17 protein-coding genes, 4 tRNA genes and 3 pseudogenes are annotated in these 22,051 nt (G+C 67.9%); 14 read left to right on the plus strand and 10 right to left on the minus strand.

What is annotated here, in order from left to right; translation table 11 throughout:
* Positions 1 to 6 precede the first annotated feature (6 nt).
* Genes QUE33_RS03960 through QUE33_RS03975 form a run of 4 tightly spaced genes read left to right on the plus strand, consistent with a single transcriptional unit; the run spans position 7 to position 4,155 of the window.
* A complete protein-coding gene (locus QUE33_RS03960) occupies positions 7 to 480 on the plus strand; it encodes a hypothetical protein (protein WP_286302057.1) in 474 nt (157 codons plus the stop codon).
* Complete coding sequence (locus QUE33_RS03965; RefSeq protein ID WP_286302058.1) at positions 438 to 1,631, plus strand: FAD-binding oxidoreductase; 1,194 nt, start codon at positions 438 to 440, stop codon at positions 1,629 to 1,631. Before QUE33_RS03960 ends, QUE33_RS03965 begins: the two co-directional genes overlap by 43 nt.
* Positions 1,624 to 2,508: a diacylglycerol kinase family protein gene (locus QUE33_RS03970; protein ID WP_286302059.1), complete on the plus strand. Its 885-nt coding sequence runs from the start codon at positions 1,624 to 1,626 to the stop codon at positions 2,506 to 2,508. The genes QUE33_RS03965 and QUE33_RS03970 overlap by 8 nt, the downstream gene beginning before the upstream one ends.
* A 27-nt stretch (positions 2,509 to 2,535) precedes the next feature.
* A complete protein-coding gene (locus QUE33_RS03975; RefSeq protein ID WP_286302060.1) occupies positions 2,536 to 4,155 on the plus strand; it encodes a GMC oxidoreductase in 1,620 nt (539 codons plus the stop codon).
* A gap of 54 nt (positions 4,156 to 4,209) precedes the next feature.
* On the opposite strand, the gene QUE33_RS03980 is transcribed toward QUE33_RS03975, so the two are convergent.
* The 4 genes and pseudogenes from QUE33_RS03980 to QUE33_RS03995 all read right to left on the minus strand — a co-directional run bounded on the left by QUE33_RS03980 (position 4,210) and on the right by QUE33_RS03995 (position 9,395).
* Positions 4,210 to 6,318 carry a 3-hydroxyacyl-CoA dehydrogenase NAD-binding domain-containing protein gene (locus QUE33_RS03980; RefSeq protein ID WP_286303033.1) on the minus strand — a complete coding sequence of 703 codons (2,109 nt, stop codon included), beginning with the start codon at positions 6,316 to 6,318 and terminating at the stop codon, positions 4,210 to 4,212.
* A gap of 29 nt (positions 6,319 to 6,347) precedes the next feature.
* Entirely contained in the window at positions 6,348 to 7,556 is a 1,209-nt protein-coding gene (locus tag QUE33_RS03985) for a thiolase family protein (protein WP_286302061.1), read from the minus strand.
* Positions 7,557 to 7,628: 72 nt separating this feature from the next.
* Positions 7,629 to 8,821, minus strand: a pseudogene (locus tag QUE33_RS03990) (HRDC domain-containing protein).
* Entirely contained in the window at positions 8,814 to 9,395 is a 582-nt protein-coding gene (locus QUE33_RS03995) for a DUF3000 family protein (protein WP_286302062.1), read from the minus strand. The pseudogene QUE33_RS03990 and the gene QUE33_RS03995 overlap by 8 nt, the downstream one beginning before the upstream one ends.
* A 25-nt stretch (positions 9,396 to 9,420) precedes the next feature.
* Between QUE33_RS03995 and QUE33_RS04000 the strand changes: the two genes are divergently transcribed.
* On the plus strand, positions 9,421 to 10,611 hold the full coding sequence (locus QUE33_RS04000; RefSeq protein ID WP_286302063.1) for an alpha/beta hydrolase family protein: 1,191 nt from the start codon (positions 9,421 to 9,423) through the stop codon (positions 10,609 to 10,611).
* A gap of 36 nt (positions 10,612 to 10,647) precedes the next feature.
* Here the strand turns inward: QUE33_RS04000 and QUE33_RS04005 are convergent, their stop codons facing one another.
* Together QUE33_RS04005 and QUE33_RS04010 are read right to left on the minus strand one after the other, a co-directional pair.
* Positions 10,648 to 11,079, minus strand: a complete 432-nt coding sequence (locus QUE33_RS04005) for a SufE family protein (protein WP_286302064.1) — start codon at positions 11,077 to 11,079, stop codon at positions 10,648 to 10,650.
* An 18-nt stretch (positions 11,080 to 11,097) separates the two neighbouring features.
* Positions 11,098 to 11,993 (minus strand): annotated as a pseudogene (locus QUE33_RS04010) (sulfurtransferase).
* A 138-nt stretch (positions 11,994 to 12,131) separates the two neighbouring features.
* Here QUE33_RS04010 and zapE point away from each other — a divergent pair.
* From zapE to QUE33_RS04030, 4 genes and pseudogenes are all read left to right on the plus strand, one after another.
* On the plus strand, positions 12,132 to 13,190 hold the full coding sequence (zapE, locus tag QUE33_RS04015) for a cell division protein ZapE (RefSeq protein WP_286302065.1): 1,059 nt from the start codon (positions 12,132 to 12,134) through the stop codon (positions 13,188 to 13,190).
* A gap of 127 nt (positions 13,191 to 13,317) precedes the next feature.
* A pseudogene (locus QUE33_RS04020) lies at positions 13,318 to 14,552 on the plus strand (ammonium transporter).
* Positions 14,553 to 14,572: 20 nt separating this feature from the next.
* Positions 14,573 to 15,181: a type II toxin-antitoxin system PemK/MazF family toxin gene (locus QUE33_RS04025; RefSeq protein WP_286302066.1), complete on the plus strand. Its 609-nt coding sequence runs from the start codon at positions 14,573 to 14,575 to the stop codon at positions 15,179 to 15,181.
* 230 nt (positions 15,182 to 15,411) lie between these two features.
* Positions 15,412 to 16,476 carry a 3-deoxy-7-phosphoheptulonate synthase gene (locus tag QUE33_RS04030; RefSeq protein WP_286302067.1) on the plus strand — a complete coding sequence of 355 codons (1,065 nt, stop codon included), beginning with the start codon at positions 15,412 to 15,414 and terminating at the stop codon, positions 16,474 to 16,476.
* Here QUE33_RS04030 and QUE33_RS04035 read toward each other — a convergent pair.
* The 3 genes from QUE33_RS04035 to QUE33_RS04045 all read right to left on the minus strand — a co-directional run bounded on the left by QUE33_RS04035 (position 16,398) and on the right by QUE33_RS04045 (position 17,826).
* Entirely contained in the window at positions 16,398 to 17,246 is an 849-nt protein-coding gene (locus QUE33_RS04035; protein WP_286302068.1) for a DUF1611 domain-containing protein, read from the minus strand. The two genes, QUE33_RS04030 and QUE33_RS04035, sit on opposite strands and share 79 nt — an antisense overlap.
* Positions 17,213 to 17,563, minus strand: a complete 351-nt coding sequence (locus QUE33_RS04040; protein WP_286302069.1) for a DUF1611 domain-containing protein — start codon at positions 17,561 to 17,563, stop codon at positions 17,213 to 17,215. The genes QUE33_RS04035 and QUE33_RS04040 overlap by 34 nt, the downstream gene beginning before the upstream one ends.
* Positions 17,564 to 17,753: 190 nt before the next feature.
* Positions 17,754 to 17,826, minus strand: a tRNA-Val gene (locus tag QUE33_RS04045).
* A gap of 205 nt (positions 17,827 to 18,031) precedes the next feature.
* On the opposite strand from QUE33_RS04045, the gene QUE33_RS04050 reads away from it, so the two are divergent.
* The 5 genes from QUE33_RS04050 to QUE33_RS04070 all read left to right on the plus strand — a co-directional run bounded on the left by QUE33_RS04050 (position 18,032) and on the right by QUE33_RS04070 (position 21,079).
* Positions 18,032 to 18,104: transfer RNA gene (locus QUE33_RS04050), tRNA-Gly, on the plus strand.
* Between the two features lie 54 nt (positions 18,105 to 18,158).
* Positions 18,159 to 18,229: transfer RNA gene (locus QUE33_RS04055), tRNA-Cys, on the plus strand.
* A 26-nt stretch (positions 18,230 to 18,255) separates the two neighbouring features.
* A tRNA-Val gene (locus QUE33_RS04060) sits at positions 18,256 to 18,327 on the plus strand.
* 284 nt (positions 18,328 to 18,611) lie between these two features.
* Positions 18,612 to 20,549, plus strand: coding sequence for a threonine--tRNA ligase (gene thrS / locus QUE33_RS04065; protein WP_286303034.1), 1,938 nt, complete (start codon positions 18,612 to 18,614; stop codon positions 20,547 to 20,549).
* A complete protein-coding gene (locus QUE33_RS04070; protein WP_286302070.1) occupies positions 20,546 to 21,079 on the plus strand; it encodes an HIT family protein in 534 nt (177 codons plus the stop codon). The genes thrS and QUE33_RS04070 overlap by 4 nt, the downstream gene beginning before the upstream one ends.
* Before the next feature lie 82 nt (positions 21,080 to 21,161).
* On the opposite strand, the gene pdxY is transcribed toward QUE33_RS04070, so the two are convergent.
* On the minus strand, positions 21,162 to 22,013 hold the full coding sequence (gene pdxY, locus QUE33_RS04075; RefSeq protein WP_286302072.1) for a pyridoxal kinase PdxY: 852 nt from the start codon (positions 22,011 to 22,013) through the stop codon (positions 21,162 to 21,164).
* Positions 22,014 to 22,051 lie beyond the last annotated feature (38 nt).

Below are 22,051 nucleotides of genomic sequence, written 5' to 3' on the forward strand. Positions count from 1 at the left end.
TAACGCATGGATGTGCACGACGACAGAGCAGTCGCGGCGCCGGAGATGCGGTGGGACGGCTGGGGCGACCCGGATCTCGCCACAGATCTGCCGCGGGCCGTGCGTGCGCTGCTGCCGATCCTGCTCGGACGTGTGAGCCGGCCGCCCGTCGCTCCCGCGATCGACGAGGTGGAGGTGGACCCCTCTCGGCTGACGACGGAGGATGTCTCGGCGTTGCGAGCCGTCGTCGGCGAGGAGTTCGTCTTCACGGATGCGCAGACGCGCATCCGCCGTGCCGGCGGCAGATCGACACCGGACCTGCTGCGACGTCGCGCACGTCGCCAGCGGGTGCCGGATGCCGTCATCCGTCCAGCTGACCACGACGAGGTCCGTGCTGTGCTGCAGTGGGCGGGGAGTCCGGCGTCGCGGTCGTCCCGTTCGGCGGCGGGACGAGCGTCGTGGGCGGCGTCGATCCGGATGCCGGCGGGCACCGCGCCGTGATCGCAGTGGACCTCGTGCGCCTGAGCGGACTCGTGAACGTGGACGAGATCAGCGGCGAGGCCGTGCTGCAGGCGGGCACGCGCGCCCCGGAGGCGGAACGGCTGCTCGCGGAGCACGGCTTTGAGCTGGGGCACTATCCGCAGAGCTTCCGCTTCGCGACGATCGGCGGCTTCGCCGCTGCACGCTCCTCCGGACAGAACTCGGCGGGGTACGGACGCTTCGACGCGATGGTGACCGGCCTGCGCGCAGCCACTCCCACCGGAGACCTGGATCTCGGGAGGGCGCCGGGTTCGGCTGCCGGCCCCGACCTGCTGAGGCTCCTGCTCGGCTCCGAGGGCGCATTCGGGGTGATCACCGAGGTGCGGGTGCGCGTGCATCGCACGCCCGCACAGCGCATCGTGGAATCGTGGAGCTTCCCTGACTTCCAGACCGGTGTCGACGCACTGCGGGAGGTCGTACAGCGTGGCGGAGCCCCGACCGTGATCCGGCTGTCGGACGAGGCGGAGACCGGGGTGAGCCTCGCTCAGATCGGGCGGATCGGAAAGGCGCTCGCGAAGGGCGCGAGCGCGCTGACGGTCTTCGAAGGGGAGGATGCGCAGGAGCGCCGAGCCCGCACCGCGCGTCTGCTGGCGGGCGCGGGCGGTTCGAGCAGCGGGCGCAGGGCGGCCGAGGACTGGATGCGCACGCGTTTCGACGGCCCCTACCTGCGCGACGCGCTGCTCGGAGCCGGGGTGTTCTGCGAGACGCTCGAGACGGCCACCACTTGGTCGAACCTGCTCCGGTTGCGCGCCGCGGTGACGACGGCGCTGCGCGAGGGATTCGCCGCCGCGGGCGCGAAGAGCTTCGTGATGTGCCACGTCTCGCACGTGTACCCGACCGGAGCGTCGCTGTACTTCACGGTGCTCGCGGGCCTGCGCGGCGACCAGCTCAGCGCATGGGAAGTGGTCAAGCGCGGTGCGGGTGACGCGATCATGGACGCAGGCGGCACGATCACCCACCACCACGCGATCGGCCGCGACCATGCGCCCTGGCTGCGCGAGGAGATCGGCGACACCGGCATCCGGATCCTGCACGCGGTCAAGCGCGAACTCGACCCGCAGGGCATCATGAATCCCGGTGTGCTGATCCCTCCCGAGGGCGACGATGACTGACCCCGACGCCCCGCGACTCGTCCTGATCGTCAATCCGCAGTCGGGGAAGGGCCGCGGCGCACTCGCGGGCGCACAGGCCGAGCAGCTGCTGCGTGACGCCGGCGCGCAGGTGAGCGTGCTGCGCGGCTCCACCGCAGCCCATGCACGATCCCTCGCCGAACAGGCCGTGCAACAGCATCCGGATGGCGTGGTGGTGGTCGGCGGCGACGGCACGGTGACCGGGATCGCCGACCTGCTGGCGGACACCGGCCTTCCGGTCACCCTCGTGCCCGCAGGAACCGGCGACGACCTCGCCCGCGCCCTCGGCATCCCGGCCGACGATGCGCGAGCGGCGGCCTCGGCAGCACTGCACGGGCGGCCCCGACGCATCGATCTCGGCACCATCGAGTCCCAGGGCGTACGCAGGTCGTTCCTGACGGTCGCCGCCCTCGGCTTCGACGCCAGGGTGAGTGAGCGCACCAACGCGCTGCGTCATCCGCGCGGGCGTGCCAGGTATCACCTTGCTCTGCTGATCGAGCTGGTGCGCCTGCGACCGACCGACTTCCAGGTGCAGATCGACGACGAAGCCGGGGAGTGGCGGCCGGGGACGCTGCTGGCCGTCGGCAGCACCTCCAGCTACGGGGGAGGGATGCCGATCTGCATCGGAGCCGAGCCCGACGACGGGCAGCTGCGCGTCGTGCACGTCGCTTCGCTGGGGCGGCTGCGGCTGATCAGGCTGTTCCCGCTGCTGCTGCGGGGTGCGCACCTGGCGCGGCGCGAGGTCACGGTCAGGCAGGCCACTCGGGTGCACGTCTCGGCGTCGGATCTCATCGTCTATGCCGACGGTGAGCGCGTCGGCACGGGGAGTGCACGATCGGCATCCGTCCGGGTGCCGTGACGATCATGATGCCAGAGGGGCGAGCGGATGGAATATGACGAGGACGTCGTGATCGTGGGCTCGGGTTTCGGCGGCTCCGTGGCGGCGCTGAGACTCGTGGAGAAGGGCTACCAGGTTCGCGTCCTCGAGGCCGGACGGCGCTTCGAGGACGACGACTTCGCCAAGACCTCCTGGAACCTGCGCCGGTACCTGTGGGCGCCGGCGCTGGGGTGCTTCGGCGTGCAGCGCATCCACCGGCTGCCGCACGCGATGATCCTGGCGGGCGCGGGAGTGGGCGGTGGCTCCCTGAACTACGCCAACACCCTCTACGAGCCCGGGGACGCCTTCTTCGCCGACCGGCAGTGGCCGTCCGACACCGAGTGGCGATCCGAGCTCGCGCCCCACTACGCCACGGCCAAGCGGATGCTGGGAGTCGTCGACCGCTATCCGCACACCGGCCCGGTGGAGCGCATCATGGCCGGCGCCGCGGCGGATCTCGGCGTCTCCGACACCTTCCGCCAGGCGCCGGTCGGCGTGTTCCTGGGCATGCCGGGCGTGACGGTTCCCGACCCGTTCTTCGACGGTGAGGGGCCCGAACGCACCGGCTGCACGCTGTGCGGCAACTGCATGGTCGGGTGCCGCGTGGGGGCGAAGAACACCCTGATGAAGAACTATCTCGCCCTGGCCGAGCGCCGGGGTGCGGTCATCGAGCCACTGCGCACGGTCACCGAGGTGCGTGAGGATCCTCGTGGCGGCTATCTGGTGACCACACAGACCTCGGGGGCCTGGATCCGGCGGCGACGGCGCACGATCCGCGCCGAACAGGTCGTGTTCGCGGCGGGCACCTGGGGCACGCAGAAGCTGCTGCACCGGATGAAGGCATCGGGCGCACTGCCCCGGCTGTCGGATGCTCTCGGGCACCTCACCCGCACCAACTCCGAGGCGTTGGACGGAGCGGTCGCCGTGCGGGTGCCGGATGCCGGTGAGTACGCGCACGGGGTCGCCATCACGACCTCGTTCCACGTCGACGAGCGCACGCATGTCGAGAACGTGCGCTACGGACCCGGGTCGAACCTGATGGGCGCCCTCGCCACGGTGCTGGTTCCCGGCGATCGATCGCTGCCGCGCCGGATCGGAGCGCTGCTCGGCCAGGTGATCCGGCATCCGATCCGTCAACTGCGCCTGTCCAGCCTGCACCACTGGAGTGAGCGCGGCATCATCGCGCTGGTGATGCAGAACGCCGACAACTCCCTCACCCTCTCGCTGCGGCGGCGCTTCGGCCGCGAGGTGCTCACCAGCCGTCAGGGGCACGGAGAGCCGAACCCGTCCTACCTTCCCCAGGCGCATCGGGCGAGCTCGGCCATCGCGGCCAGGATGCAGGCGGAGACCGGCGTGCCCTCGGAGCCGCGCGGGTCGTGGCCGGAGGTTTTCGGCATCCCGATGACGGCGCATTTCCTCGGCGGCGCCGTGATCGGTGCGTCAGCGAAGGACGGTGTGATCGATGCGCACCACCGGGTGTGGGGACATCCCGGTCTGCACGTTGTGGACGGAGCGGCGGTGCCTGCGAACCCGGGCGTCAACCCCTCGCTGACCATCACGGCAATGGCCGAGCGGGCGCTCTCGCACTGGCCGCACAAGGGCGGGCCCGATCAGCGTCCCGCTCAGTGAGCGAGACGAAAGCGGGGCCGTGCCCGAAGACACGACCCCGCCTGCCGTCGCCGCTCAGCTGTGCGCGATGCCGCGGATCGGCGGAGTGTGGAAGGTGGCACCGAACACCCGCTCGGACGCACCCTCGCGATCGAGGTAGGGCGAGGCGCCGCCGTCGATGAACGGCCAGCCCGCGCCGAGGATCAGGCACAGGTCGATGTCCTCGACCTCGGGCACCACGCCCTCATCGAGCATCAGCCGGATCTCCTGCGCCAGGCCGTCCTGCACACGTCGCAGGATCTCCTCGGCGGATGCCGGAGTCGAGCCGAGCTGGCCCTTCAGCGCCTTCTCAGCGGCCTTCGTCCAGCCGGTGACCCGTCCGCCCTTGTCCTTCTCGACCACCTGATCCAGTTCGGCCAGAGCGTGGAAGTTCTCGTTCGCATAGAACCGGTCGGGGAACGCGTGGACCATGGTGTCCTGCACGTGGGCGGCGACCTTCCAGCCGACCAGGTCGATCAGCTGGAACGGTCCCATCGGCAGCCCGAGCGGCCCGAACGCCTTCTCGACGTCGGCGATCGGCGTGCCCTCGTAGACGGCGCGCGCCGCCTCGCCCATGACCTTCGCGAGCAGCCTGTTCACAACGAAGCCCGGGGCGTCGGCGGTGAGCACGGCGTTCTTGCCCAGGCCCTTGGCGACGACGAAGGCCGTCGACAGTGCGGCATCCGTGGTGGCATCCGTCTTCACGATCTCGATCAACGGCATCACCGCGACCGGGTTGAAGAAGTGGAAGCCGACCAGACGTTCGGGATGGGCGAGCTTCGAGCCGATCTCGGCGACCGACAGCGACGAGGTGTTGGTCGCCAGGATGGCATTCTCGGCGACGATCTTCTCGATCTCGCCGAACACCTGCTGCTTGACGCCGACCTCCTCGAACACGGCCTCGATGACGAAGTCGCAGTCCGCATACAGGCTCTTGTCGGTGGTTCCGGTCACCAGACCCCGCAACTTGTTCGCGGTGTCGGCGTCCACCCGCCCCTTGGCCTCGAGCTTGCCGATCTCGTCGTGGATGTACGCCACGCCCTTGTCCACGCGTGCCTGATCCAGGTCGGTGATCAGCACGGGAACCTGCAGCCTGCGCACGAACAGCAGAGCGAACTGGCTGGCCATGAGCCCTGCGCCGATGATGCCGACCTTGGTGACCTTCTTGGCCAGCGTCTTGTCGGGAGCGCCGACCGGATGCTTGGCGCGCTTCTGCACCAGATCGAAGGCATACATCGAGGCGGCGAACTGGTCGCCGGTGACGAGCTCGGCAAGAGCCTCATCCTCACGGGCGAAACCCTCGGCCTTCGACCCGCGGGCGGCCTTCTCGAGCAGCTCCAGCGCCACATAGGGCGAGCGCGGCACGGTGCCGATCTTGGACTCCAGCATCCCGCGGGCCATCTTGATGGCGACCGGCCACTTGACACTGCGCTCGATCTTGCCCGGAGCGTTCCTGCGCTCGACCTTCCTTCCGCCGAGCACGGCATCCGCCCACGCCAGCGAATCCTCCAGGAAGTTCGCCGCGGGGAAGATCTCGTCGACGATGCCGAGGTCGTGCGCCTGCTGCGGCTTGAGCATCCGGTTCTGCTTGAGCGGGTTCGAGATGACGACCTCAAGGGCGTTCTCGATGCCGATCAGGTTCGGCAGCAAGTAGGCGCCGCCCCAGCCGGGGATGATCCCGAGGAAGACCTCGGGCAGCGCCAGCGCGGCAGCGGACGCGTCGACCGTGCGGTAGGTGGAGTTCAGAGCGATCTCCACGCCACCGCCGAGAGCGAGTCCGTTGACGAAGGCGAACGACGGAACACCCAGATCGGAGAGCGATCCGAGCACCTTGTGCCCGAGCTGAGCGATCAGGCGCGCGTTATCCTTCGAGCCGACGCGGCTGATGTCGGACAGATCGGCGCCGGCCGCAAGGATGTACTGCTTGCCGGTGATGCCGACGGCCTGGATCTCTCCTGCTGCCGCACGGTTCTTCAGCCCGTCCAGGGTCTCGCCGAGCTCGGTCAGCGTGGCGGGGCCGAGCGTGTTCGGACGGGTGTGGTCGCGGCCGTTGTCGAGAGTGATCAGCGCCAGCACACGGCCCGACGCGAGGCGGATGTCGCGCACGGGGGAGTGCGTGATCACCTCGCCCTCGGTGAGGGCCATGATGGGCGAGAAGTCGACGTCGTCGTAGCTCACTTCTTCCTCTTCTTTCCGTCGAAGAACGGGTTCTCCCAGATGACCGAGCCGCCCTGGCCCAGCCCCACGCACATGGCGGTGAGGCCGTAGCGGACGTCGGGGCGCTCGGCGAACTGCGCGGCGAGCTGGATCATCAGCCGAACACCGGTGGCGGCGAGGGGGTGGCCCACGGCGATCGCACCGCCCCACTGGTTGACGCGTGGGTCGTCGTCGGCGATGCCGAAATGATCCAGCAGCGAGATGACCTGGATGGCGAAGGCCTCGTTGAGCTCGAACAGCCCGATGTCGTCGATCGTGAGGCCGGCCTTCTTGAGTGCCTTCTCCGTGGACGGGATCGGCCCGATGCCCATGATCTCAGGCTGCACGCCAGCGTAGGCGAACGAGACCATCCGCATCTTGGGCGTCAGGCCGAGTTCCTTGACCGCGCCGCCGCCGGCGAGCAGCGACATGGTCGCACCGTCGGTGAGCGGCGAGGAGGTGCCGGCCGTGACACGCCCATGCGGGCGGAACGGTGTCTTCAGTGCGGCGAGATCCTCCATGGTCGTCTGCGGACGGCGACCCTCGTCCTCGGTGGCGAGGCCCCAGGCACCGTCTGCGCCCTTGATGGCCACGGGCACCAAGTCGGGCTGCAGCTTGCCTGCGTCGTACGCGGCCTGCACCTTGTGCTGGCTGAGCATGCCGAAGCGATCGGAGCGCTCCTTGGTCAGATGCGGGAAGCGGTCGAAGATGCGCTCGGCGGTGACACCCATGTTCAGCGCCCCCGGGTCGACCATCTTCTCGGCGACGAACCGCGGGTTCGGATCGGCGTTGCTCCCGATCGGGTGGTGCCCCATGTGCTCCACTCCGCCGGCGATCGCCAGGTCGTACATGCCGACGCCGATCGAGGCGCCCATGGTCGTGACGCTGGTCATCGCGCCGGCGCACATCCGCTCGATGGCGAGGCCGGGAACGGTCTGCGGCAGGCCCGCGAGGATCGCCACAGAGCGTCCCAGGGTCAGTCCCTGGTCGCCGGTCTGCGACGTCGCCGCAATGGCGACGTCGTCGATGCGATCCGCCGGGACGGCGGCATTGCGCTCCATCAGGCCGATGGTCGCCTTGACGGCGAGGTCATCCGCACGGGTGTTCCAGTACATGCCCTTTTCGCCGGCGCGCCCGAAGGGTGTGCGCACTCCATCGACGAAGTAGACGTCCGAGATCTCGGCCACTCTGCCTCCATAGGTTGGGATGACCCCAGCCTAGGAGCGCGTCCGAGGCCTCAGGAATCGGTTGGATCGAACCTACGAAGCAGCGGGGACGGCATTCGAGTCGATTTGCGGCCCTTCTACAAACGCATCGGCAATCTTCTGTGCAGTATGCGCAACCTGCCATGGTCGCGCGCCGAGCGCTGCGAGTGCCGCGCCGACTGCCTCGCCGGTGAGGCCAGGGGCTCCCAGGCCACGCGACGCAGATACTCCGGCGTCAGCAGGTTCTCGGTGGGCATGTTCAGCTGCTCGGCGATCGCCTCGACCACAGGTCGTGCGGCCTTGAGCCTGAGGTCGGCTTCGGGATTGCGGTCGGACCAGGTCCGGGCCGGGGGCAGGGCATCGCTCGGCACGCGCGTGCGGGGAAGGTCTTCGGTGGTGCGGCCACGTTCGATGGCCGCCCACCAGCGATCCAGCTGCGTGCGGCTGGCGCGCCCGTTGAACTCCTTGAGCGATGCGAGTGCAGACTTGCTCGCCGGCTCAGCGAGGATCGCCGCGAGCAGCGATCGATCGGGAACCAGGCGTCCCGGTGAGACATCGATCTCCTGGGCGTACTCCTCACGCGCGGTCCACAGCTCGCGTGCGATCGCCAGCAGACGCGCACCGCGTACCTTGTGCAGTCCGCTGAGCCGACGCCACGGCTCCTCGCGAGGCGGTTTGGGCGGCTTGGTGAGGGTGGCGCGGAACTCCTGCTCGGCGATCTCCGTCTTGCCGGCCTCAGTGAGCTGCCCGTCGAGGATGTCGCGTACGTCGATGAGATGGAGAACATCGAGTGCGGCGTATTCCAGCCACGGCTGCGGAAGCGGGCGGGTGGACCAGTCCGCGGCGGAGTGCGCCTTGGCCAGCGTGATGCCGAGCGCATGCTGCACGACGGCCGCGAGCCCATATCCGTCGCTGCCCAGCAGCCGGGACGCGAGCTCTGTATCGAAGATGCGGGGCGGATCGAGCTCCAGTTCGCGCAGCGAGGGCAGATCCTGGCTCGCCGCATGGAACACCCACTCGACGCCGCCGATGGCGTCCTGCAGGGCGCCGAAATCGCCGATGGCCGGTGGGTCGAACAGGAAAACTCCGGCGTCGCGGCGGAACACCTGCACCAGATAGGCGCGCTGCGAATAGCGGAACCCCGAAGCGCGCTCCACATCAACCGCGACGGGACCCTCCGCGTCCGCGAGCGCTCGGCAGGCCTTCTCGAACTCCGTGCGGTCATCGATCACGGAGTACTCAGACACGTCCGCCCTTTCTCGCGCCGAACACGGCGACATTCTCAGAACCCGGCGGCAGACCCGCCAGCATCCCCACCAGCTCTGTCCATGCTTCCACATGCGGCCGCAGCGGTGCATCGGGCGTCCAGGATGCCCGCAGCTCGATCTGCGCGCCGTCACCCTCCTCCGCAAGCCCGCCGAACCCCTTCGACAGCATCTTCGTGGAGGTGCCCGATTCCAGTCGGTAGCGGGCATCGCGGGAATCCAGCGCATCGACCAGCCAGGACCATGCGACATCGGCGAGCAGCGGATCCGTGCCGATCTCGGGCTCCAGCGGCGCCTGTGCGAAGGCGACGATCCGCCACGCGCCGCCCCAGGCGGTGGGCTCATCCGGATCGTGCAGCAGCACGAAGCGTCCTGTCCCATAGATGGAGTCGCCGTGGTCGTCGGGTCGCACGTCGGCGGCGAGCGCCAGAGCGAACGGCGCCAGGCCGGCCGGGGAGGGGATCTCGCGAACGACGATGTCGGAACGGAAGGCCGTCTCGCGCAGCTCTGCCGTCGCGGCTTCGAAGAGCGCTTCGGCATCGGGGTGTGCTGTCACGTGGACAGGCTAGAGTCAGGAGGCGATGAAGAGTCTCAGGCACGCCGTAGCCATCGCCGTCCCCGCACTGCTGGCCGTCGGCGCGGCGGTCGCTGCAGTGACGGCGGGGGCCGTCTTCGCGACCGCACGCCGCGTCGTGATGCCCTCGATCCGTCGCAATGACACGCAGATCCTCGCTGTCGACACGGGGGCGCAGACGATCGAACTGACCCGGACGCCCGACACCGAGCTGCCCGGACGGTACGGGCTGTTCACCAGCGGCACCTACGACTACGTCAAGCTGGGTGCCGTTCTGAGCGCCGATGCCGCAAAAGTACGTCGCAAGCTGCTCACGCAGATAGAGCCGGGCGCGCAGGTGGATCGGGACGCCGCGTTCAGCGGCTGGTACTACGTCACGCCGGGTGAGCTGCACCTGCCGTGGGAGAGCGTGTCGATCGGCTCGCCAGCGGGGCCGTGCCCGGCCTGGTTCTTCCCGGCATCCGTGGAGTCGCCGACGGCATCCGCCGACACCTGGGTGATCCAGGTGCACGGTCGGGGAACCACGCGCTCGGAGTGCCTGCGAGCGGTGCCGGTGTTCCACGGGATGGGATTGCCGACGCTGGTGGTGTCGTATCGCAATGATGGGGAGGCGCCGCGCTCCCGTGGCGGCAGCTATGCCCTGGGCGCATCCGAGTGGCGAGACGTGGACGCCGCCATCGAGTACGCCCTCCGGCATGGTGCCGCACGTGTGGTGCTGATGGGGTGGTCGATGGGCGGAGCGATCGCACTGCAGACCGCGGTGTCGTCGGAGCACCGGTCGCAGATCGCCGCCCTGGTGCTGGACTCCCCGGTCGTCGACTGGCGCACGGTGCTGCGCTTTCAAGCACGCGAACAGGGGCTTCGCGAGCCGCTGCCTGCTCTGGCGATGGGGGTTCTTGAGAACGGCTTCACCGCTCGTCTGAGCGGCGCCGAGGAGGCTATCGCCTTCGATCGCCTGGACATGGTGGCGCGGGCATCGGAGCTGGAGGCGCCGATACTGATCCTGCACAGCGACGAGGACGGGTTCGTTCCCGCCGACGCCTCGCATGCGCTGGCTGCCGCGCGGCCCGATCTGGTGACCATGCCGTCGTTCTCAGTGGCACGGCACACGAAACTGTGGAACTACGATCAGAGCGGCTGGACGAAGGCGATCGTGGAGTGGATGACCGCCCATGGGCTGGGTGCATCCGGATCCTGAGGTCTCGATGCTTGAGCCTGTCGGTGCTCGGCTGGGTCAGCGCTTCTGTGCGACCTGTCGCTTCGCGCGCACGAGCATCCCGGTCATCCCGGCGATGCGCAGCGGAGAGACGGCCTGGGTCAGGCCGATGGTCTGCGGGTAGTCGCCCGGGATGGCGAGCACCTCGTCGGCCGTGAGCCCGGTGAGCCCTTGCACCAGAATGCTCGCGAATCCGCGCGTCGTGGGGGCCTCCGGCGGCGCCGTCGCGTGCATGGCGACGACGCCGTCGGTGACCTCGACGTTGATGAACACAGGGGACTGGCACTCCGCGACCCGCTCGTACATGTCGACGCGGTCGGCGAGATGCTCCGGCACTGGAGGCAGCTCGCTGGAGTACTCCAGCAGCAGCTCGAGGCGCTCCCCCTGCGGGAGGTCCAGGAACTCCTCGCGAACCTCGGCCAGGCGTTCGGGAAGATGCGTGTCAGTCACCCTGCGATTCTCCCACGCTCAGAGCGAGCCGGGCTCCGTGCCAGCGACGATCGGGACGCGCACGGCGCTGCCCCACTCGGTCCACGAGCCGTCGTAGTTGCGCACCTTGTCGTAGCCGAGCAGGTGCTTCAGCACGAACCAGGTGTGGCTGGAGCGCTCACCGATACGGCAGTAGGCGATGACGTCCTCGCTGTCCTTGAGGCCGGCCTCGTCGCGGTAGATCGCCTCGAGCTCCGCGCGCGGCTTGAAGCCGCCGTCTGGGGCGACCGCCCTGCTCCACGGCACGCTCTGCGCGGTGGGGATGTGACCGCCACGCAGCGAGCTCTCGTCGGGGTAGGCGGGCATGTGGGTGCGCTCACCGGAGTACTCCTCGGGGAGCGCACGTCGACCAGCGGGCCCTTGCCGATGAAGTCGAGCACGTCTTCCTTGTAGGCGCGCAGCGTCGAGTCGTCGCGCTCGACGACCGGGTACTCGGTGGCGGGGCGCACGGTCTTCTCCGTGGTGATCTCACGGCCCTCGGCGATCCACTTGTCACGGCCGCCGTCCAGCAGTCGCACGTCTTCGTGGCCGAAGAGCGAGAAGACCCAGAGGGCGTACGCGGCCCACCAGTTGTTCTTGTCGCCGTAGATGACGACGGTGTCATCGCGCGAGATTCCCTTGCGGCCGAGAAGCTCTGCGAAGCCCGCACCATCGACGTAGTCGCGCACGACCGGGTCGTTCAGCTCGGTGTGCCAGTCCACCTTCACGGCACCGGGGATGTGCCCGGTCTCGTAGAGCAGCACGTCCTCGTCGGATTCCACGACCACCAGGCCCGGCTTGCCGAGATTCGCGGCGAGCCATTCAGTGGTGACGAGTCGTCCGGGTGCAGCGTATTCGGAGAATTTGTCGGATGAGTTGTCGTGCTCGACGGTCACGGGGTGCTCCTCTGTATTCAGGACGCGGAGTGTGGGTAGGCGACGGCGTAGTGTTGAGCCGTCCCCTCTGACGATAGATCCCTTTGACGGTGCACGCACCCGGATCGTAAGACTTTGACTTCTGACCTCAGGAACGTGATGACCCAGCACACCAGCACGGGCGTCGTGCACCTCACCGAACGCACGCCGGCCGTCACCGGAACGGAGATGCTCGCGAGTCTGGTACCGCCGCCGCAGTTCGACGAGGCGACGTTCGACAGCTATCGAGCCGATCCGTCCTATCCCTCGCAGGAGGCCGCGAAGCAGACCCTGCAGCGGTTCACCGGCCGGGCCGCACCGACGAAGAAGACGGGCCTGTTCCGCCGCGCCCCGAAGGAGGCGCCGATGAAGCCCGGTGTCTACCTGGACGGCGGCTTCGGAGTCGGCAAGACGCATCTGCTGGCATCCGTGTACCACGCACTTCCCGCTCGCCGGAAGTACTTCGGCTCCTTCATCGAGTACACCGCCCTGGTCGGCGCACTCGGCTACCGCAACACCGTGGATCTACTGCGCGGTGCGGAGCTGCTGTGCATCGACGAGTTCGAACTCGATGATCCGGGCGACACCATGGTGATGACCCGGCTGCTGGGCGAACTGGTGGCATCCGGCACCAAGCTTGCGGCCACGTCGAACACGCCGCCGAACGCGCTGGGCGAGGGGCGGTTCGCCGCGCAAGACTTTCTGCGTGAGATCCACGCGATGTCGGACAGCTTCGAGACCCTGCGCATCGACGGCGTCGACTACCGTCAGCGTGCGATCGACGGAAGCGCAGTGGCGATGCAGGAGACGGAGTACACCCGCTGCATCGCGGACGCCGCGGCGGACGGGGTCGCATCCGACGATGCGTTCACCGATGTCATCCGTCATCTGGCGCAGGTGCACCCGTCGCGCTACATCCGTCTGATCGACGAGCTCGACCTGGTGGGCCTGCGCGAGGTGCAGGTGCTCACCGATCAGTCCGAGGCGCTGCGCTTCGTGGCGTTCGTCGACCGTGTGTACGATGCGCAGCTGCCGGTGGCGGCGACCGGAGTGCCGCTGGACGAGGTGTTCGCCGAGGAGATGCTCGGGGGCGGCTACCGCAAGAAGTACCTGCGGGCCGTGTCCCGTCTGAATGCCCTCACACACTCGGCGAGCGAGCTGTCCGCCCGCATCGTGTAACCCGATCGTCACACCCGCAGTGCTCCCGTAACACGTCCGCAACATCGCGCACGCACGGGTGAAACATCCGCCTCGCAGAATCTCCTCATCGGTTCGACGGAACCGGTTTCGAGGGAAGAGGTTCGATATGGATGCTGCCGGAAACATCTCCTGGGCGATCACGGCCACCGCACTGGTGCTGCTGATGACGCCCGGCGTGGCGTTCTTCTACGGCGGTCTGGTGAAGGCCAAGAGCGTCATCAGCATGATGATGATGAGCTTCGGAGCGATCGGGCTGATCGCAGTGCTGTGGATCCTGTACGGCTTCTCGATGAGCAGCGTGTCGGATCCCGGGCAGTTCGCTGGCAACCCGTTCGCCGACTTCGGGCTCGTCGAGACGGCCGCCGGCGACGGCGCGAACGTGGCACTGCTGAGCGTCGCCTATGGCGCGACCTTCGCGATCATCACGGTGGCGCTGATCTCGGGGGCCATTGCGGACCGCGCGCGGTTCGGCCCGTGGCTGATCTTCGTGGGCGTGTTCGCTACGATCGGCTATTTCCCGATCGCCGCCTGGGTGTGGGGCGGCGGGTGGATCACGCACCTGGGCACCACCCTGTTCGGCGCAGACAGCGGCATCGCCGTGATCGACTACGCGGGCGGCACCGCCGTGCACATCAACGCCGGGGCGGCCGCGCTGGCATTGGCACTCGTGCTCGGCAAGCGCATCGGCTTCCACAAGGGCATCCAGAAGCCGCACAACGTGCCGCTGACGCTGCTGGGCGCGGCACTGCTGTGGTTCGGCTGGTTCGGCTTCAACGCGGGAGCCGAGTGGCTCTCGGGCGATATGGGCAACGTCGGGCTGATCGGCATCAACACGCTGGGAGCGGCTGCGGCCGGGATCCTGGGCTGGATCCTCGTCGAGAAGCTCAAGGACGGACGCCCCACTTCAGTCGGCGCGGTCTCGGGCCTGGTCGCCGGGCTGGTCGCGATCACCCCGGCGTGCGCGAACCTCACACCGGGCTGGGCGCTGCTGCTGGGAGCACTGGCGGGCATCGCCTGCGCGCTGGCGGTGGAGCTGAAGTATCGGATGGGCTTCGATGACTCGCTCGACGTCGTCGGGCTGCACCTGGTCGGCGGGCTGCTCGGCACCGTGTATCTGGGCTTCTTCGCCACCGGGCAGGGCCTGTTCACCGGTGGCGATCTGCGGCTGCTGGCCGTGCAGGTGATCGCCTCCGGGGAGTGCTGGTCTACTCGTTCGTCGTCGCGTACGTCACGGGCTTCGCGATCGAGAAGACGGTCGGGTTCCGCGTGAACAGCGAGGAGGAGGTCGCCGGCGTCGACCTCGCCGTGCACGGCGAAGAGGGGTACGCGTTGGTGGAGTAGCACCCGGTTAGGGTGGGCAGGTGAGTACGACGCGACGCATCCTGTCCACCCTCGCCGGTGTCGTCACGAAGATGCTGGCGAAGGAGAATCCGAGATCCCCGAATCGCTCCACGCGTCCGACGGCGACGCTCCGGCCGGAGGGGCGCAGCAGAACCCGCGCTCCGCACCCGGACTCCAGCGCTGTTCGCGGTGATGAAGTCGAGGCCGGCCGGATGCCGGGAGCGGAGACTGTGCAGGTCGATCCGCAGCGCATCCACGACGTGGCGGTGCGGTATTCGCCGTCGCACAACGGCGCTCCCGACTCCGGCGAAGTCATCTGGACGTGGGTCCCCTACGAGGAGAACGACGGCCGGGGCAAGGATCGTCCGGTGCTGGTGATCGGCCGGCAGTCCTCAGATCGTGTGTACGCGGTGCGGATGACAAGCAAACCGCACGACGGTGACCGGGATTACCTCCCGATCGGGTCCGGCGGCTGGGACTCGCAGGGTCGCGAGTCGTGGGTGGACATCGAGCAGCTGTACAGCGTGCACCATGACGGGATGCGGCGAGAGGCTGCCGTACTCGACCGGCGGCGTTACGACCGGGTCGCCGAGGCGCTGATCGCACGGTACGGGTGGGCGCGCGCGTGACCGTCCGGGTTGCGCCGAGTCCTGCGTGCGGATGGAGTGTCGACGGATGCGGTAGGGTTTTCACCATGACAAACCGTTGGTATGCGTATTTCGAGTCGGCTCTGGAGGGGCCGGCGCCGGAGTAGCGCGCACCGACACCTTCAGAGCCGACAGGGCAGAGCATTGCGCTCTGCCCTTCGCCGTTTCGGCGGGCTCTGTCACCGGGTCCGCCCTCACCAGGAAGAGGACCCATGAGCATCATCGACACCGCCAGCACTTCCGATCTGCACGTCGCCGACTTCACGGCGCTGCCGGCGCCCGCCGATATCGCCGCCGATCTGCCCCTCGGGGGTGAGCGAGCCGCACTCGTCGCCCGCACACGCGATGAGGTGCGCGCGATCATGGCGGGGGAGGATTCGCGACTGCTCGTCGTGGTCGGGCCGTGCTCCATTCACGACACCGACGCCGGCCTGGAGTACGCCGGGCGTCTGGTCCGCGAGGCGGAGCGGCACCGTGATGAGCTGCTCATCGTGATGCGCACCTACTTCGAGAAGCCGCGCACCACGGTCGGCTGGAAGGGTCTCATCAACGACCCGCACCTCGACGGCAGTCACGACATCGAGGCGGGGCTGCGGATGGCGCGTGGTTTCCTGCGCGATGTGACGGCGCTGGGGATGCCGTGCGCCACAGAGTTCCTCGAGCCGATCAGCCCGCAGTACACCGCCGATCTCATCTCATGGGGCGCCATCGGCGCGCGCACCACGGAGAGCCAGATCCATCGGCAGCTCGCCTCGGGCCTGTCGATGCCGATCGGCTTCAAGAACGGCACCGACGGCGGGCTTCAGGTGGCCTTGGACGCGGCATCTGCGGCATCCGCTGCTCAGGCCTTCCTCGGTATCGGCGCCGACGGGCGCGCGAGTCTGGTCACGACGACCGGCAATCCCGACACCTCGGTCATCCTCCGTGGCGGTGCGGACGGGCCCAATTACGGGGCAGCCGAGGTGCGAAAGGCTGCGGAGCGGCTGGGCGCCGCCGGGCTGACACCCCGGCTGATCGTGGACGCCAGCCATGCGAACAGCGGAAAGGACCACGTGCGTCAGGCGCAGGTCGCGGCGGAGCTCGCCGAGCAGATCGCCGCCGGCGGATCCGCAGTGGCAGGCGTGATGCTGGAGAGCAATCTCGTCGCCGGTGCGCAGAAGCTCGATGTGTCAGCCGGAGCAGAGGGCCTCGTCTACGGTCAGAGCGTCACGGACGCCTGCATGTCGTGGGAGGTCACTGCGGGAGTGCTGGAGAGGCTCGCCCGGGCTGCGAGGTGAGGGAAAGCGAGCAGCACCATGTCGACGAGCGCCTCGGGCGCGCGGGTGAGCGGATCCGTCGCGGGCAGGTCGAACTCCTGCTCGATGGCATCGATGGCATCGCCGATCTCCTCGCCCGTCATGCCCTCGTGGTTCACGGTCACCCCGATCACCTCGACATCGGAGAACGCCTCGATCAGGGCAATCTCGCTGGCGAGAGTGGGCATCGGGATCGTCGGGAAGTCGCCGAGGACGACCCGCCGCGGCGCGTGCTGCACGATCGCCGCAGCCGGGCGGCTTCCGCGGAGGATGTACGCCGAGGTCAGGTAGGCGGGATGGCTGAGCGCGCCCTGACCCTCCACGATGATCACGTCCGGGTTCTCACCCTCGAAGGCGGCGACGACCTGGTTCTCCACCTCGCCCGTGCAGTACTGGGGCACCAGTGCATCGAGCGCGACGCCGTACCGGCCGCCCTGGATGATCGTCGTCTGGCCGGTTCCCACCAACACCGCACGGAGGCCGCGAGCGTTCAGTGCCTGGGTGAGCAGGGTCGCGGTGGTGCGCTTGCCGATCGCACCGTCGGTCCCGAGCACGGCGATGCGCGGGGCGGTGACGTCGAAGATCCGACCGGAGAACTGATGGAGCTGCTCGATGGGGCGTGGGCGGCGCACATCGGTGATGGTCGCCCCGCTCAGAATGCTCGCGGCGACGAACTCCGCGTCGTCTCCGAGGAACTCGTGCAGGCCGTTGACGATGTTCATGCCCTGCGAGAGTCCGTCCAGGAACACCACCCGCTGAGCGGGGAGAGCCGTCCGTCGCTCGGGGCGAGACCGCAGATGAGATGCTCGGGTCTGGCGACGGCGGTGCTGACGGCGTCGGCGAGAGTCGCGACGATCGGGATGCCGGATGCCTTCCCATCCAGGATCACGCCCGCGTCCAGGCCCGCGTATCTGCTGTCGATGACGGCGACGACGTCGTAGCGGTCGGAGTGCCGGACCAGGCCGTTGGCGGTCTTGCCGTCCTGTTCGCCGAACTGTCCTTCGCAGTAGACCACGGCAGGGGAGCGGAACGTCGAACTGGTGACAGGGGTGCGTGCAGCGTCGTTCATCGAAGTCCTCGAATCGTGTCTCACAGAGGAAACGACAAGAAACGGAGGGCCGTGAAGCTGTCGGTCGACGAGAAGTCTTCCCTGATGACCGGCGAGATGCCGATATCCCTGACGGTATCAGGCTGAGGGGTCGCCAGGGTCGGAAACGAAAGAGGCCTCCTGTCCGGCGACAGAATGCCTCTCCATAGTGTGGGCGATACCGGACTCGAACCGATGACCTCTTCCGTGTGAAGGAAGCGCGCTACCAACTGCGCCAATCGCCCCTGTGAAGTTGTCTCGTGCACGTCGGCACAGATCAAGAGCATACCCGATTCGAAGCCATCGGCTCACACTGCGAGAAGCACCGGGCGTGGCGGATATGACCGCGCCGACCGGACACGCCCGGCGACGCAACATGGTTTGGTGCTGGGGTGATCCTGAGCTAATGTATTGCAAGTGCCCGGGACGCCGGGGAAAACTGAAAAACATGCGGATGTAGCGCAGTTGGTAGCGCACAACCTTGCCAAGGTTGGGGTCGCGAGTTCGAGTCTCGTCATCCGCTCGAGTGCAGAAGCCCCTTCGGGGGTTTCCGCATGTGGGTAACGAATCCACCTCTGGTGGCGTGGCCGAGAGGCTAGGCACCGGCCTGCAAAGCCGTTTACACGGGTTCGAATCCCGTCGCCACCTCTCAGTACAACTGAACAGCCTTCTAGGCGCGATTGGCGCAGCGGTAGCGCGCTTCCCTGACACGGAAGAGGTCACTGGTTCGATCCCAGTATCGCGCACAGCATGAAACCCCCGGGCTACCGGGGGTTTTGTTGTTTCTGGGGGAGCGGAGGCGACAGCGTAGACTGGGCGCATGGAATCCGTGTCGATCGTTCTGGTGACCGCAGTCGCCTGTGTCGTCACGCGAACTACGCACGCCTGAGCGGGCAGGGCGCGGCCGCGCCCGAAGCTGAGACGTCTCATTCCATCGTCTATCTGGAGAACCCCCGTGTCAGACAACGCCCAGCCCCGCGCGGATCAGCGCGACGGCTTCGCCCTGTTCACCGATCGATCCGTGATCGCCATGCGCGTGAACGGCGTGCTGAAAGACCTGGCTGCAACCATCGGCGAGACCGACGTCGTCGAGCCGGTCACGATCGACAGTCCCGCCGGTCTCGACATCCTGCGCCACTCGACCGCGCATGTGCTCGCACAGGCCGTGCAGCGCATCCGGCCGAATGCGGATCTCGGCATCGGCCCATTCATCACCGACGGCTTCTACTACGACTTCGGCGTCGACGAGCCCTTCACCCCCGAGGACCTCAAGGCGATCTCGAAGGAGATGCAGCGCATCGTCCGCGAAGGGCAGCGCTTCACCCGCCGTGTCGTCACCGAGGACGAGGCGCGCGCCGAACTCGCGAACGAGCCCTTCAAGCTCGAGCTGATCGATCTGGCCGGCGGCCCCGGCTCGGGGGCGGAGGCCGCCGAAGGCGCCTCCGTGGAGGTCGGCGCCGGTGAGCTGACCATCTACGACAACGTCAGTAAGGACGGCGAGGTCGCCTGGAAGGACCTCTGCCGCGGTCCGCACGTACCCAGCACCCGCATGCTCGGCAACGGCTGGGACCTGACCCGCGTGGCAGCCGCCTACTGGCGAGGCAGTGAGAAGAATCCGCAACTGCAGCGCATCTACGGCACAGCCTGGCCGACCAAGGACGAGCTGCGTGCCTACCAGGAGCGCCTCGCCGAGGCCGAGCGCCGCGATCATCGCAAGCTCGGCGTCGAGATGGACCTGTTCTCCTTCCCGGATGAGATCGGATCGGGCCTGGCGGTGTTCCACCCCCGGGGTGGCATCATCCGCTACGAGATCGAGGAGAACCTGCGGCGCCATCTGCTGCGCAACGGCTACGACGTGGTGAACAGCCCGCACATCACCAAGAAGGACCTGTTCCAGACCTCGGGCCACCTGCAGACCTACGCGGATGGCATGTTCCCCCCGATGCACCTGGATGAAGTGGTCGACGAGGACGGCAACGTCACCCGCCAGGGGCAGGACTACTACCTGAAGCCCATGAACTGCCCGTTCCACAACCTGATCTACCGGTCCCGGGGCCGCAGCTATCGCGAGCTGCCGCTGCGGCTGGCGGAGTTCGGCACCGTGTACCGCTACGAGAAGAGCGGCACGCTCTCGGGGCTCACCCGCGTGCGGGGACTGACCCAGGACGACGCGCACATCTACGTCGCACAGGATCAGGTGCGCGACGAGCTCACCACCAACCTCAACCTGGTGCTCGAGCTGCTGCGCGACTACGGCCTGAACGACTTCTATCTCGAGCTGTCCACCAATGAGGAGGGAAACCCGAAGTTCCTCGGTGAGCCCGAGCAGTGGACCACCGCGATCGAGACGCTGCGCGAGGTGGCACTGGCCTCGGGCCTGGAGCTCGTCGCCGACCCCGGCGGCGCGGCGTTCTACGGTCCGAAGATCTCGGTGCAGGCACGGGACGCCATCGGCCGCACCTGGCAGATGTCGACGATCCAGCTGGACTTCAACCAGCCAGAGCGCTTCGAACTGGAGTACACCGGACCGGATGGCGCCAAGCACCGTCCGGTGATGATCCACCGCGCCCTGCTCGGCTCGGTGGAGCGGTTCTTCGCGATCCTGCTCGAGCACTACGCCGGCGACTTCCCGCTCTGGCTCGCGCCGATGCAGGTGGTCGGCGTGCCGGTGGCCGACCAGTTCGCCGACTACCTCGATGAGGTCATCGGCCGGCTCAAGGCCGACGGGGTGCGTGCCGAGGTCGACCACTCTGACGACCGGATGCAGAAGAAGATCCGCAACCACACCACCGCGAAGGTGCCGGTGATCCTCATCGCCGGCGAGCAGGACCGCGCAGCCGGCACCGTGTCGTTCCGCTTCCGCGACGGCTCGCAGCAGAACGGTGTGCCGATCGAGGACGCGATCCGTCGCATCCGCTCCGCCATCGCATCGCACGTGCGGGTGATGACCTCCGAGGATCTCGCATGACCGATGCGGAGGACGGCCGCCATCTGGCGGGTGTGCCCGACGAGTTCCAGCGGCTGTGGACCCCGCACCGGATGGCGTACATCCAGGCCGGGCCGGAGGCGCTGCGGGAGGAATGCCCGTTCTGCGAGGCACCACAGCATCCGGATGCCGAGCGACTCATCGTTGCGCGCGGTGAGTCGGCGTACGTGCTGCTGAACCTGTTCCCGTACAACTCAGGGCACCTGCTCGTATGCCCGTATCGGCATATCGCCACCTACGATCAGGCGACGCCGGAAGAGGTCGCCGAGATCGGCGCGCTCACCCAGACGGGCATGCGGGTGCTGAAAGATGTCTCCCGCTGCGATGGCTTCAACCTGGGGATGAATCAGGGCGCGGTCGCGGGTGCGGGAGTGGACGCGCACCTGCACCAGCACATCGTGCCGCGCTGGGCATCGGATGCGAACTTCTTCCCGATCATTGCGAAGACCAAGGCGTTGCCGCAGCTGCTCGGCGAGGTGCGCGACGCGGTCGCGAACGCCTGGCCGCAGTGACCCAAAGCCCGTCTATTTGTGCCGTATGTACGCAATCAGGCTGAGAATCGTGCGTTGGACACAAATAGACGGGCTCGGGGAGTCAGCGCACCTGATAGGCCGTGAACTGCAGCCGCGGGTTGGCGTAGGTCTCCTGCGACTGGATCAGCTGCAGCTCGCGGTCTCCTGCGTCGAGGGTGTTCTGCAGCAGGTCGAACACGCTCGACACGGTGCGCTCCAGAGCGATCTTCGCATCGCCGGTGGACACGTAGTGCGCGGTGAACAGCGCCGCAGTCACATCACCGGAGCCGTTCGCCTTCAATGGCAGCTGCGGAGTGGCCACCAGCCAGGCGCCCGTGCCGTCGGCGGCGAGCATCTCGATGGTGCCCTCCTCGCGCTCGGGGCGCTCCACCGAGGTGACCAGCACCGTCGACGGCCCCATCGCCATTGCGGCATCCACCGAGGCGAGCGTGGACTCCAAGTCGCCGGGTTCGGTGCCCGTGAGATATCCCAGCTCGAACTGGTTCGGTGTGATGATGTCGGCGACCGGCACGACGCGATCGCGCAGCAGGTCGGGGATCGCCGGGGCCACGAAGCATCCGGACTTGGCATTGCCCATCACCGGGTCGCACGCGTACACGGCATCCGGATTCGCCGCCTTCACCCGCGCCACGGCGTCGATGATCACGTCCCCGATGCCCTCGCCACCCTGATAGCCGCTCAGCACCGCGTCGATCTGCGGCAGGACCCCGCGCTCCTCGATGCCGGTGATGACCTCGCGCACGTCGTCGGGGGCGATCATCGGACCGCGCCAGGCGCCGTAGCCGGTGTGGTTCGAGAAGTTCACCGTGTAGACGGGCAGCACCTCGACACCGATGCGCTGCAGCGGGAAGACGGCGGCGGAATTGCCGACGTGACCGTGCGCGACGGCCGACTGGATCGAGAGGATCTTCATCCTGCAATCCTCTCATCCGCACACCCCTGCCTTCAGTG

The sequence above is a fragment of the Microbacterium suwonense genome, assembly GCF_030296555.1.
Taxonomy (GTDB): domain Bacteria; phylum Actinomycetota; class Actinomycetes; order Actinomycetales; family Microbacteriaceae; genus Microbacterium; species Microbacterium suwonense.